Annotated in this window: 14 protein-coding genes; 13 read left to right on the forward strand and 1 reads right to left on the reverse strand. The window is 70.4% G+C overall.

What is annotated here, in order from left to right:
• Positions 1–250: 250 nt before the first annotated feature.
• From rpsF to rplI, 4 genes are all read left to right on the forward strand, one after another.
• Positions 251–541 carry a 30S ribosomal protein S6 gene (gene rpsF / locus ACZLKG_RS00640; protein WP_463647549.1) on the forward strand — a complete coding sequence of 97 codons (291 nt, stop codon included), beginning with the start codon at positions 251–253 and terminating at the stop codon, positions 539–541.
• Positions 542–571: 30 nt separating this feature from the next.
• Entirely contained in the window at positions 572–1,147 is a 576-nt protein-coding gene (locus tag ACZLKG_RS00645; RefSeq protein WP_463647550.1) for a single-stranded DNA-binding protein, read from the forward strand.
• Between the two features lie 122 nt (positions 1,148–1,269).
• Positions 1,270–1,506, forward strand: coding sequence for a 30S ribosomal protein S18 (gene rpsR, locus ACZLKG_RS00650; RefSeq protein ID WP_425707274.1), 237 nt, complete (start codon positions 1,270–1,272; stop codon positions 1,504–1,506).
• 14 nt (positions 1,507–1,520) lie between these two features.
• Positions 1,521–1,973 (forward strand): 50S ribosomal protein L9, encoded by a 453-nt coding sequence (rplI, locus tag ACZLKG_RS00655; RefSeq protein ID WP_425707275.1) that lies wholly within the window; start codon positions 1,521–1,523, stop codon positions 1,971–1,973.
• A gap of 453 nt (positions 1,974–2,426) precedes the next feature.
• Here the strand turns inward: rplI and ACZLKG_RS00660 are convergent, their stop codons facing one another.
• Complete coding sequence (locus tag ACZLKG_RS00660; protein ID WP_463647551.1) at positions 2,427–3,593, reverse strand: MFS transporter; 1,167 nt, start codon at positions 3,591–3,593, stop codon at positions 2,427–2,429.
• 150 nt (positions 3,594–3,743) lie between these two features.
• On the opposite strand from ACZLKG_RS00660, the gene ACZLKG_RS00665 reads away from it, so the two are divergent.
• From ACZLKG_RS00665 to ACZLKG_RS00705, 9 genes are all read left to right on the forward strand, one after another.
• Positions 3,744–4,748, forward strand: a complete 1,005-nt coding sequence (locus ACZLKG_RS00665) for an NAD(P)-dependent oxidoreductase (protein WP_463647552.1) — start codon at positions 3,744–3,746, stop codon at positions 4,746–4,748.
• A 64-nt stretch (positions 4,749–4,812) separates the two neighbouring features.
• Positions 4,813–6,291, forward strand: a complete 1,479-nt coding sequence (locus tag ACZLKG_RS00670) for an aldehyde dehydrogenase family protein (RefSeq protein ID WP_463647553.1) — start codon at positions 4,813–4,815, stop codon at positions 6,289–6,291.
• Positions 6,292–6,432: 141 nt separating this feature from the next.
• Positions 6,433–6,885 (forward strand): universal stress protein, encoded by a 453-nt coding sequence (locus tag ACZLKG_RS00675; RefSeq protein ID WP_463647554.1) that lies wholly within the window; start codon positions 6,433–6,435, stop codon positions 6,883–6,885.
• 119 nt (positions 6,886–7,004) lie between these two features.
• Positions 7,005–8,240: an MFS transporter gene (locus ACZLKG_RS00680; protein WP_463647555.1), complete on the forward strand. Its 1,236-nt coding sequence runs from the start codon at positions 7,005–7,007 to the stop codon at positions 8,238–8,240.
• 181 nt (positions 8,241–8,421) lie between these two features.
• The gene (locus tag ACZLKG_RS00685) at positions 8,422–8,679 is read left to right on the forward strand and encodes a hypothetical protein (RefSeq protein ID WP_463647556.1); all 258 of its coding nucleotides are present in this window, start codon (positions 8,422–8,424) and stop codon (positions 8,677–8,679) included.
• Complete coding sequence (locus ACZLKG_RS00690; RefSeq protein WP_463647557.1) at positions 8,676–9,524, forward strand: DODA-type extradiol aromatic ring-opening family dioxygenase; 849 nt, start codon at positions 8,676–8,678, stop codon at positions 9,522–9,524. Before ACZLKG_RS00685 ends, ACZLKG_RS00690 begins: the two co-directional genes overlap by 4 nt.
• Before the next feature lie 64 nt (positions 9,525–9,588).
• Positions 9,589–10,629, forward strand: a complete 1,041-nt coding sequence (locus ACZLKG_RS00695) for a dihydrodipicolinate synthase family protein (RefSeq protein ID WP_463647558.1) — start codon at positions 9,589–9,591, stop codon at positions 10,627–10,629.
• 8 nt (positions 10,630–10,637) lie between these two features.
• Entirely contained in the window at positions 10,638–11,969 is a 1,332-nt protein-coding gene (locus ACZLKG_RS00700) for an aromatic ring-hydroxylating oxygenase subunit alpha (RefSeq protein ID WP_463647559.1), read from the forward strand.
• Positions 11,966–12,499, forward strand: coding sequence for an aromatic-ring-hydroxylating dioxygenase subunit beta (locus ACZLKG_RS00705; RefSeq protein WP_463647560.1), 534 nt, complete (start codon positions 11,966–11,968; stop codon positions 12,497–12,499). Before ACZLKG_RS00700 ends, ACZLKG_RS00705 begins: the two co-directional genes overlap by 4 nt.
• The last annotated feature ends 5 nt before the right edge of the window (positions 12,500–12,504 follow it).

Below are 12,504 nucleotides of genomic sequence, written 5' to 3' on the forward strand. Positions count from 1 at the left end.
GGCGACCGGGCGCGGTCGGGCCCGGTTCGGCGGAGGCGGCGGGGTGCCGTCGGGCGCTGCTCCGCTGAGGTGACCGGGCGCCTACGGGCGCTGCTCCGCCGGGGTGACCGGCGGCACGGGACCGGGCGCTCCGTGCGACCCCGGGACCGGGTACCGTTGACGGTCGGCCCCGGAATCGTCCGGTGCCACGCATGACCCTCCTGTCACGGAGAGACCGTGACCGCCCAGTCCGAAGGAGGTGGGGATACCCATGCGGCAGTACGAACTGATGATCATCCTCGAGCCGGAGGTCGACGAGCGCACCGTCGCCCCGTCGCTCGACAAGCTGCTCTCGGTCGTGACGACCGGTGGCGGCACCGTGGACAAGATCGACATCTGGGGCAAGCGCAGGCTCGCCTACGAGATCGACAAGCGCGCCGAGGGCATCTACGCGGTCGTCGACATGACGACGACCCCTGAGGTGGCCCGCGAGCTCGACCGTCAGCTCGGCCTCAACGAGGCCGTCCTGCGCACGAAGCTTCTGCGCCCCGACGCCCACTGACCCGACCGACAGCCACCGTCAGGAGCTCTCATGGCAGGCGACACCATCATCACCGTGGTCGGCAACCTCACCGCCGACCCCGAGCTGCGGTTCACCCCGTCGGGGGCTGCGGTCGCGAACTTCACCGTCGCGTCGACCCCCCGCCAGTTCGACCGTCAGTCGAACGAGTGGAAGGACGGCGAGACGCTGTTCATGCGCTGCTCGGTCTGGCGTGACGCTGCGGAGAACGTGGCCGAGTCCCTGACCAAGGGCATGCGCGTCATGGTCCAGGGCCGTCTGGTCCAGCGTTCCTTCGAGACCCAGCAGGGCGAGAAGCGCACGGTCGTCGAGATGCAGGCCGACGAGGTCGCTCCCTCGCTGCGCTACGCGACCGCCAAGGTCACGCGCACCCAGCGCGGTGGCGGCGGCTTCGGCGGCAACCAGGGTGGCGGCTTCGGTGGCGGCAACCAGGGGGGTGGCGGCTACGGCGGCGGCAGCCAGGGTGGCGGCTACGGCGGCAACCAGGGCGGCCAGGGTGGTTTCAACGGCCCGGCCGGCGGCAGCCCCGACGACCCGTGGGCCACGCAGGGTGGCGGTACCGCCTTCCCGAACGACCCGCCGTTCTGAGCCTTCCCGTCGGCACGCTCGACGAACCTGCCGCCCTGCGCGGCGACAACGACATCCACGAAGGGCCCGGACGCGCGACGCACGCGCGCGAGGGCCGGTACTGAGAACCCAAGGAGAACCCCATGGCGAAGCCCGTACTTCGCAAGCCCAAGAAGAAGGTCGGTCCGGTCAAGGCCGTCAAGGTCGGCACGATCGACTACAAGGACACCGCCACGCTGCGGAAGTTCATCTCGGACCGCGGCAAGATCCGCTCGCGCCGGGTCACCGGCGTCTCCGTCCAGGAGCAGCGCCTCATCGCGAAGGCCGTGAAGAACGCCCGCGAGATGGCTCTGCTGCCCTACACCGGCGCCGGACGCTGAGGAAGGGGATCGAGATGGCAAAGCTGATCCTCACCCACGAGGTCACCGGTCTCGGTGCCGCGGGCGACGTCGTCGAGGTCAAGGACGGGTACGCCCGCAACTACCTGGTCCCGCGCGGTCTGGCTGACCGGTGGACCAAGGGTGGCCAGAAGCAGGTCGACCAGATGACGTCCGCCCGCCGCACGCGCGCGATCGCCACGGTCGAGGAGGCCCAGGCCACCCGCGACCGCCTCCAGTCGGTCCCGGTCACCGTGGCCGTCCGCGCCGGCGAGGCCGGCCGCCTGTTCGGCGCCGTGTCGACCGTCGACATCGCCGAGGCCGTCGCGGCCGACGGCGGGCCGCAGCTCGACCGCCGCAAGATCGAGATCCCGGCCCCGATCAAGTCGCTCGGCGAGCACCGCGTACAGGTCCGCCTGCACGAGGACGTTACGGCGAGCCTCGTCGTCAACGTGGTCCCGGAGGCCTGACTCCTCCATCCTCACGAAGGAGGGGATTTTTTCTCCGCGCGTGAGCGCGGCTGCGGTCGACGCGTGAGCGGATACGACCCCGCCACGGTTGCCCGACGCCCCTGGACGCCAGGTCCGGGGGCGTCGTGCTGCCCGGACGGTTCTGTACTGCCCGGACGGTTCTGTACTGCTTGGTGGGCGCGGGTCAACCCGTGGGTGCCTGCTGACCGGTGGGCGCGGGCGTTCCGGTGTCACCGAACCCACACCCTGATACCGGACCCACATGTTCTCGTTGAACCCACAGTGTGCTCGCCGAGCCTGCCCCCGGCGAGTGTGGGTTCGGCAGGGGTCGTGTGGGTTCGACCGGCGTGTGTGGGTTCGATAGGGCGGGTGTGGGTTCGAGCAGGGGGCGGTGCTGCCCGAACGCCGGCTCTCCGGCGGTGCTGCCGGCCCAGTGGTCGAACGCCCCTCGGTTCAGACGAGGGCGAGCCGGGTGGCCAGTGCGGCGGCCAGACCGAGCGCGACGTCGAACGCGACGTTCCAGGCCATGCTCACGCGTTCCGCCTGGCCGGGCGTGACGGCGCGGCGCATCATGACGGTCAGCGCCGCGGTCTGCACTGCGCCAGACGCCGCGCCGACGACCGTGGCGGCGACGACGAACCGGAGCGGGTCGGCGTCGACCACCGCCCACGTCAGGGCGAGCGCGACCACCACCGAGGCGACGAGCATCGTGCCGGCGCCGGACCATCGGTCCGCGAGCCACCCCGCGACCGGCCGGCCGAGGGCCACGGCGCCCTGGACGCTGAACGCGGCCACGAGTGCGACCGAGCCCGCGTCCGAGTCGGAGAGCGCGCCGGCAGAGGTGAGCATCAGCCCGTACGCGAGCACCGCAAGGAGGTGGACGAGGATCGTCGGTGCGGCGAAGGCGATCATCGAGCTCCCCGAGCTCCCCGAGCTCCCCGAGCTCCCCGAGGTCCGGGAGCCGTCGGTGCCCGGGGGCGCGGTCTGGGCGCTGCCGGACCGGGGGACCGTGGGGACGTGGTCCGTGGGGGCGTCGGTCAGGCCGGCGTGGCCGCGCTCGCCGACGCGTCGGGCCGCGGCGACGGGGATGAGCCCGAGGGCCGTGACCACGGCACCGCCGGCCGCGACCCCGGCGACCCCGACGCTGTTCGCCAGCGCGAGAGCTCCCGGGGCGGCGAGCGTCCCGCCGATCGCCGACGCCAGGCCGTAGATGCCCAGCGCACGTCCGGCCGTGCTCGCGTCGGCCAGCTCGCGCGTCCAGGCCGCGCTCGTGACGACGAATACCCCGAACCCGAGGCCCGTGAGTACGAGACCCGGCCAACCGTCGGCGAACGGGAGCACGGCGAAGCCCACCGCCATCGCCGCGAGCCCGCCCCCGACCGAACGCGAGCGCACCCGTAGCCACCGGCCGAAGATCGTGACGAGCGGCTGGACCGCGACGACGCAGACCATGAACACGGCGGTGCGGGTCCCCGCGGAGACGCTGCCGCCGGCGAGGGCGACCGGGGCCGACGTGTACAGGCCGTAGAAGGTGCCGAAGCCGCAGGCCGACGCGATCGCCACGAGGAGGACCGCGCGCAGGTCGGGGCGCTCGATCCTGATGCGGGGTGCGAGGGACATGCCGCCAGGGTGCCTCAGTCGTGCGGCGGGCGGCAGCGAGGGCCGCCCGGCGAGAGTCCGGGGCCGGCGGCGCGCATTCCGGCCTACCCTGCACTGCGTCCGGGTCCGCGCGCCTCGGACGTGCGCGACGAGAGACGCCAGGAGGATCCGATGCCCATGGAGACCCACGAGGATGACGGCGCAGGCTGGGTGCTGGTCGGCGGCCACCTCGCCGTGCGGTCGGCGGTGACCGGAGCGCTGGAGGCAGCCGGGCACGCCTGGCGCGCACTCCCGCCGGGGGAGGGGCACGGCGAGCTGTTGGGCGGAGCGGTCGGGGCGATCCTCCCGCCCGCCCGGACCCTCACGGCGGCCGACATCGACGCCGCCCCGCAGCTGCGGGCGGTGGTGAGCCCGGTGATCGGGACCGACCACCTGCCGCTGGCGCTGCTGGTCGACCGAGGCATCCCCGTCGCACACGGTGCCTTCCCGGAGAACGTCGTCGGGATGGCGGAGGCTGCCGTGGGTCTCGTCGTCGCACTCGTGCATCGCGTGAAGGAGAAGGAAGCCGCGCTGCTCGACGGCACACGTCCACGAAGCGTCGGCGGGCTCGTCCACGGACGCACCGTGGGGCTCATCGGTCTGGGCCGCATCGGCACCGCGATCGCGGAGCGCCTCTCGACCTGGGGCTGCCATCTCGTCTCGACCGCGTCGGCCGCGGCCCGGACGCCAGGCGTCGAGCCGGTGACGATGGACGAGCTGCTCGCCCGCTCCGACGTGGTCAGTCTCCAGGTGCCGCTGACGGACTCCACGCGCGGTCTCCTCGGGGCGCGTGAGCTCGCCGCGATGCGCGAGGGCGCGGCGCTGGTCTCCGTCGGGCGTGGCGGCGTGGTCGACGAGCTCGCTCTCGCCGCCGCGCTCGACTCGGGACGGCTCTCCGGGGCCGCGATCGACGTGTGGGAGAACGAGCCCCCTGCAGCCGACCACCCCCTGCTGCACCGCAGCGACGTCATCGCGACCATGCACAACGTCGGGCACAGCGAGGAGAGCTACCGGCGCATGGACGAGCTCGCGGCCGAGCACATGGTCGACATGCTGGCCGGGCGGTCCCCGGCCTACCCCGTCCCGGGCACGGAGGTACCCTTCCGGGTGATGGGCGCGGGGGAGCGACGCGGATAGCGTCGACCGGGCAGGGGACTCACGTCGCCGTCACGGCGACCCAGCCTGGGCGAGGGAGCCTCACGTGTCGACGACGACCGGACCGGAACTGACGATTCCCGCGCTGAGCGCGCAGTTCATCGACGGGCGGTGGAGCGAGGGCACCGCCGAGACGACGCTGACGAACACCGACCCCTTCGACGGCGCGAGGCTCGCGAGCTACCGTGCCGCGTCCCTCGCGGACGTTGACGCGGCCTACCGTGCCGCCGACGCCGCACGGCACGGCTGGCGGGACATGAACGCCTACGCTCGCCGGACGGTGTTCGAGGACGCGGTGTCGTACGTGCAGGAGCACCACGAGGAGATCGTGGAGATGATCCGCCGTGAGGTCGGCGGGACCGCACTCAAGGCGAACTTCGAGATCGGTCTGGTCATCGACATCCTCAAGGAGGCCGCGACGTTCCCGCTGCGGATGGAGGGGAAGATCCTCCCCTCCCCGATCCCGGACCGGGAGAACTACCTCTTCCGCGAGCCGCTCGGCGTGGTCGGCGTCATCAGCCCGTTCAACTTCCCGTTCTTCCTCTCGATGAAGCCGGTGGCCACGGCGCTTGGCGCAGGAAACGCGGTCGTGCTCAAGCCGCACGAGGACACCACCGTCACCGGGGGCACACTGCTTGCGCGGATCTTCGAGGCTGCGGGCCTGCCGCCCGGTGTGCTTAACGTGGTGCTCACGGACATCCCCACCATCGGTGACGGCTTCGTCGAGCACCCCGTGCCCCGCGCGATCGTCTTCACCGGATCCAACAGTGTCGGCGCACGCGTGGCCGAGGTCGCCGGACGCAACCTCAAGAAGGTGCTGCTTGAGCTCGGCGGGAACAACGCGTTCATCGTGCTCGATGACGCGGACCTCGAGCTCGCCGTCGATGCCGCTGTCTTCTCCCGGTTCACCCACCAGGGGCAGATCTGCATGTCCGCCAACCGCGTCCTCGTCCAGAAGGGCGTCCGGCAGGCCTTCGAGGAGCGGTACGTGGCCAAGGTGGAGTCACTGAGGGTGGGCGACCCGGCGTCGCCGGAGACGATCATCGGACCCGTCATCAACGAGCGCCAGGCGCACAACCTCGACGGGCTCGTGCGGCGGGCGGTCGACGGCGGGGCGCGACCCCTGGTCAAGGGCGAGGTCGACGGCAGGCTCGTCCACCCGACCGTCCTCACCGACGTTCCCCCGGACGCGGAGGTGGCGCGCGTCGAGATGTTCGGTCCCGTCGTCGTCCTTACGGAGTTCGAGACCGATGACGACGCCGTGGGTATCGCGAACGACTCCGACTTCGGGCTCTCCGGCGCCGTCCACACGGGCGACGTCGAGCGTGGCATGCGGATCGCCCGACGCGTCGAGACCGGGATGATCCACATCAACGACGCCTCGATCCATGACGAGCCGATCGTCGCTTTCGGCGGATCCAAGCAGTCCGGCTTCGGACGCCTGAACGGGCAGTGGAGCCTGGACGAGTTCACGGAGATGAAGTGGATCTCCGTCAACCGGGGACGCCGGCAGTTCCCGTACTGAGCGGGCGACCGCCCTTCCGCGCACCGGTGTCTGGTACCCGATCGGGGTCTTCGACGGCCCCGCCCGCGGCGATAATGTGCATGAACGAGCGAACGACGCCAGGGTCCGGTTCCCCGGCGTCCGAAGGCGAAGGAGCCCCTCATGGCAGTGGTCGTCGGATACACCCCGACCGAGGTCGGCCGCGCCGCGCTGCGGCGGGCCGCCAAGGAGGCTGAGCTCCGCGGGCTGCGCCTCGTAGTTGTCCATTCGGACGCGGCGGACAGCCACTTCGAGCAGGACGAGGAGGAGGCGCTCACCAAGGAGCGCGAGGTGATCACCTCGCACCTGGAGTCTATCGGGCTCGCCTACGAGACCCGCCGGTTCTCGACGACCCGCTCCGTGCGCGGGACGGACCCCGCGCTCGCGGAACGCGGCAACGACCCGGCTGAGGACGTCGTCTCGGTCGCGAACGAGGTCGGTGCGGAGCTCGTGGTCATCGGCATGCGCCGGCGCTCGCTGGTGGGCAAGCTGCTCATGGGCTCGAACGCGCAGAAGATCCTCATGTCCGCGCCCTGCGCGGTGCTCAGCGTCCACGCGGACGACCGTTCAGGGTGACGCCCCGGGCGCCACGCGACGAGGAGCCGCCGCCCGACCGGGCGGCGGGAACCGCGGACGCACGGGGGCGCCGGCCCGCACGCGGTGAGCTGATCGGCGCATTCGTCGGGATCCTGCTGGTGGCCGCCACACTCCGCGCGCTCGTCACTCCCGTCGGTCCGCTGCTCGGGGTACTGGGGTCCGAGACCGGTGCCGGATCGGCGGTCCTCGGCCTCCTCACGGCACTGCCCGTGCTCGCGTTCGCGGTGGTGTCACCTCTCGTCCACGGGATCTCCACCCGGCTCGGCGTCGAGCGCACGGTCGTCCTGGGTCTTGTCCTCATCGCCGGTGGGTCGATCCTGCGGACCGTCACCACGTCCCCGGTGCTGCTGCTGGTGGGCACGTCGGTCATGGCTGCGGGCGTCGCCGTCGGTAACGTCCTCGTCCCCGTGGTGACCAAGCAGTTCTTTCCTGCCCGGGCGCCGGACGTCACCGGTGCCTACATGGCTGTGCAGACGACCGTGGCGGCGCTCGCCGCGGGGCTCGTCGTCCCGCTGCACGACAGGACCGGATCGTGGCAGGTCGCGCTCGGGGTCTGGGTGCTGCCCGCCCTGGTCGCACTCGCCGTCTGGCTCCCGCGGGTCCGCGTCCCCGGGCGACGGGCAGACGCCCTCAGGACCATCCGGGCCGTGCCGGGCCCGGACGGTGGCGGCGGGCGCACGGCCCCGACGCGTGACGGGGGGCAAGGCCCGAGCGAGGATGCCGTTGCCATGGGCGGCACGGACATCCCAGGTGTCTCGCCGTGGCGCACGAACGTCGGATGGCTGGTCGCGATCTACTTCCTGCTCCAGTCGAGCGTCTTCTACCTGACGATCAACTGGCTACCCTCCATCTCGGCGGACCTCGGCTTCTCGGAGGCCGAGGCCGGCTGGCAGATCTTCTGGCTCATGATGATCAGCCTTGTCGCGACCTTCGCGACGCCGCGGCTCATGCGCGTGGGCGGCGACCAGCGGTTCATCGCCGTGCTCCTTCCCGCACTCGTCCCCCTCCCGCTCGTCGGCCTCGTCCTCCTCCCGGAGGCGGACCTGCTGTGGGTCGCGCTCCTGGGATCGTCCTCCGGCGGATCGATGGTGCTCTCCCTGAGTCTCATCAGCCTGCGCAGCCCGGACCCGACGAGCGCGAGCAGGCTCTCCTCGATGGCACAGGCGGTCGCGTACGGGGGAGTCGTGCTCGTCCTCCTCCTGGCCAGCGCAGTCCGTGACCTGGCCGGCCCAGGCGTCGACGTGCTGTGGCTGATGGGTGTGCTCGCGGCTGGACAGCTCGCAGTCGGGCTCGTCGTGGGCCGGGACCGTGGGCTGCCGACAGCGCTGCCCTGACCCACCCCGGAACTGCCCGGCGGGACCGGAATGGACCCGTTGGGGTAACTGTGGCGGGCACCTCCCTCTTCATAGGCTCGAGAGGACCGAGCCGGGCACCGGACCGATCCGGCCGACGGCCGCACCGGGACCGCGGGCAGCGGTCCGACGAGTTCGAGGGTGAACGAGGAAGGTGAGCTCCATGTACAGCATGCACAAGCTCTTGTGGGACATCCGCAACGTCCCTGCCGTCAACGAGCGCTTCCGAGCCGCCCCGGACGAGGTGCTCGACGAGTACGGCGTGACGGGCGAGGACCGGCGGGCCCTCAAGGAGCTCGACTTCAAGGCGCTCCACGAGCTCGGCTACAACCCCTACCTCATCTACTTCTGCGCGATCCAGCTCCAGGTGGACCGTGCCGACTACTACGCCCAGATCCGGGGCGAGAAGGAGCTGTCATGACGTCGAACCACGGCCGCATCGTCGGTGCGTTCACGGCCTCGCACTCGCCCGGGATCACCGGGTGGCCCGAGCGCCCGGACCAGGAGAAGAAGGAGAAGGTCTACGCCGCCTACGCGGAGGTGCGCCGGCGGATCGACGAGCTGAAGCCGGACGCGATCGTCGCCGTCTCCGTCGAGCATTTCACCAACTTCCACTTCGGCAACCTCCCCGCGTTCGCCATCGCCACGGCCGACTCCTACCTCGGTCCGGTGACCAAGGAGATGGGCGAGTTCCTCGACGTCGAGCAGCACGACTACCCGGGCAACGGCAAGCTCGGACGCCACATCTACGAGCACGCGCTCAAGGCGGACTTCGACCCCGCACTCGTCGAGGGGGGGCTCGCGTTCGATGAGAACTTCTGCGTCCCGCTCAAGCTCATCGACCCCGAGTCGAAGTACCCGCTGGTCCCGATCATCGTCAACGGCGTCAATCCCCCGTGGCCGACCGCCCGTCGCAGCTACCACTTCGGCGAGATGATCAAGGACGCGGTCGAGGCCCAGAGCGAGGTCGAGCGAGTCGTCGTCATCGGCACCGGCGGACTCTCCCACTGGGTCGGCCTGCCCGAGTCCGGCCAGGTCAACACCGAGTTCGACCAGGACTTCATCGAGCGCATCGAGAGCGGCGAGCCCGAGCGGCTCCGCTCCTACTCGCCCGAGGACATCGACGCCGCCGGCAACGGCGCGCACGAGATCCGCACGTGGATCGTCGCGGCGGGAGCCGTGGGTGGCGCCCCCTTCGACGTCCTCGTCTACGAACCGGTGCCCGAGTGGCTCACCGGGACGGCCGTGGCCGCGGCCCGGGTCTGACCCGGGCCCCCGACCTGACAGCACGCACCACCCCGCGCACCCCGCGCACGACCAAGGAGTACATGTGAGCAAGCTTCCCAAGGTGACCGGCGCCGACCTTCGCGGCGTCATGGCGTACCCCCCCACGCCCGCGCTGCCCGGTGCCTCAGCCGTGGACGCCGTCGACACCGTCGACGTCGACGAGACGCAGCGGATGATCCAGAACCTCATCCGGGACGGCGTCGACGCGATCGCCACCAACGGCACCCTCGGCGAGATGGCCACGCTGACGCTCGACGAGTGGAAGACGTTCGCGCAGGCCGTCGTCGAGACCGCCAAGGCCGAGAACGACAACGTCCCGATCTTCGTGGGTGCGACCACGCTGAGCACCCGGGAGACCGTCTCCCGCATGAAGTACCTCGCCGAGATCGGTGCCACCGGCACTCTCCTCGGGCGCCCGATGTGGGGCAACATGGTCGGCCCGGTGATGGAGAAGTTCTACCGCGACGTCACCGAGGCCGTCCCCGAGCTCGCGGTCGTCGTCTACGACAACACGGCGGCGTTCGGTGGGATCATCCCGCGCCCCGTCTACAAGACGCTCGTCGAGCTCCCCCAGGTCGTGGCGGTCAAGTACGCCGGCGGCGCCTCGGTCGGCTTCCGGTACCACAACGACATGGCGCACACCGGGACGAGCTTCCCGCTCATGCCGATCGAGACCGACTGGTTCCCGGCCTGGGAGATGTACGGCGAGGAGCTCGTCGGCATCGCCTGGTCCTCCACGACCGCCATGGGTCCCGGCCCGGTCCTCGCCCTGCGCGACGCCCTCCAGCAGGGCCGCACGGACGACGCGCGGTGGCTGACCGAGCGACTGCGCTGGGCGCACGAGCCGTTCATCGTCGGCCAGGACTTCTTCGAGTTCGCGAAGTACAACATCCAGCTCGAGAAGATCCGCGTCAACGGTGCGGGCTACATGAACGTCGGCGAGAGCCGCGTGCCCTACACGGACGACTTCGTCCCCGAGGAGCACGTCCGCACCACCCAGGAGCACGTCAAGCGCTACCTCCAGATCGGCAAGGAGATCGAGGAGCGCCTGGGCGTGCCGCTGACCAAGCAGCCCACCAAGTAGGTGACGAGATGACGACGGAATCGGTCGGCACGGACATCGAGGAGGTCCTCGAGCAGATCCGCGTCGGTGTGCCCGAGGGGCGCCTGCCCTCCTACGTGTACAACGACCAGCAGATCTTCGACCTGGAGCAGGACAGGGTCTTCGCCAAGTCCTGGTGCTTCCTGGCGCACGAGACCGAGATCCCGAAGAACGGTGACTACGTCACCCGGTACATCGGGAACAACAACATCATCGTGGCGCGGGACGAGAAGGGCGAGATCCACGCGAGCTTCAACATGTGCCGCCACCGCGGCAACATGATGTGCAAGTCGGAGATGGGCAACGCGTCCCACTTCCGCTGCTCGTACCACGGCTGGGTGTACAAGAACTCCGGCCAGCTCATCGGTGTGCCCTACATGAAGGAGGGGTACGAGGGCCGGCTCAAGCGCAAGGAGTGGGGGCTGCTGCCCGTTCGGATCGAGACGTACGCGGGCCTGGTCTTCGGGTGCCTCGACCCCGACGTCGAACCGCTTGAGGACTACCTCGGCGACTTCACCTTCTACCTCGACTTCTTCCTCAAGCAGGGGAGCGCGGGCAGCGAGGTGCACGGCCCGCCGGACCACTGGATCACCGAGACCGACTGGAAGATCGCGGCCGAGAACTTCGCGGGCGACGGCTACCACACACCGGTCGCCCACCAGTTCGGCTTCAACCTCGGGTACTTCCCGTCCTCGGGTGCGACCCACTCGCAGGGCTGGGCTGCCAGCATCCCCGGCAAGGGGCACGGGATCGGGCTCGGCCACTCGCCGAACTTCCCGCCGTTCGCGGGCTTCCCCGACGAGGTGGTGGCGAGCATGAAGAACGCCTGGACCGACGAGCAGGTCGAGGTCTTCTCGCAGGTGCGTACCGGGGTGGGGACGGTCTTCCCCAACCTGTCGTTCCTCATGCAGCCGTTCAGCCTGCTTCCCGGTGAGGCCGGCGTCAGGTTCACGACGATGCGGCTCTACCACCCCATCGGCCCGGGCAGGACCGAGATGTACTCGTGGTGTCTCGTGCCCAAGGACGCGCCCCAGGAGTACAAGGACGAGGCCTACCGGTGCTACACCCTGGCCTTCGCCCAGGCCGGCACGTTCGAGCAGGACGACCTCGAGAACTGGGCGCGCGTCACCCGGTCCGCGAAGTCCTCCATCCTGCGGCAGCGGAACGTGGAGTTCCCCTACATCATGGGGATGGAGTCGGACCCCGACCCGGACTTCGCGGGTCCCGGTCACGTCGTCACGCCCTACGTCAACGACACCAACTTCAGGAACCTGTGGAGCCGGTGGTCGGACTACCTCACCGGACGGGCGTGGTCGAAGTGAGCGCGGTCGACGGAGCTGACAGGACGCGGGTCGGGGCGGACACCGTCTTCGAGATCCAGGACTTCCTCAACCGCGAGGCCCTGGCGCTCGACGAGCGGCGCTTCCGGGACTGGCTGGAGTACCTCGCCGAGGACATCCGGTACGAGGTGCCGCTCCGGGTGACCCGTGAGGGTCTGGCGGAGTGGGAGGTCTCGCCGACGGCGCGGATCTTCGACGACGACAAGCAGACCCTCACCATCCGGGTCGAGCGCCTCGAGACGGACTTCGCGTGGGCCGAGCAGCCGCCGTCGCGGACCCGGCACTACATCACGGGCATCGTCGTCGACCCGGGGGAGGTCGACGGCGAGTACCTGGTGCGGTCGAACTGCCTCATCTACCGGAGCCGGGGCGACAGCCCGGACCCGAACCTGTACTCCGTCGCCCGCACGGACACCGTGCGGCGCAGCGGGGACACGTTCGAGATCTCCCGGCGCTGGGCGGTCATCGACCAGTCGGTCATCAACGCACACAACCTCTCGATCTTCATCTGAGGGGA

The organism is Georgenia sp. Z2081, from assembly GCF_055326445.1.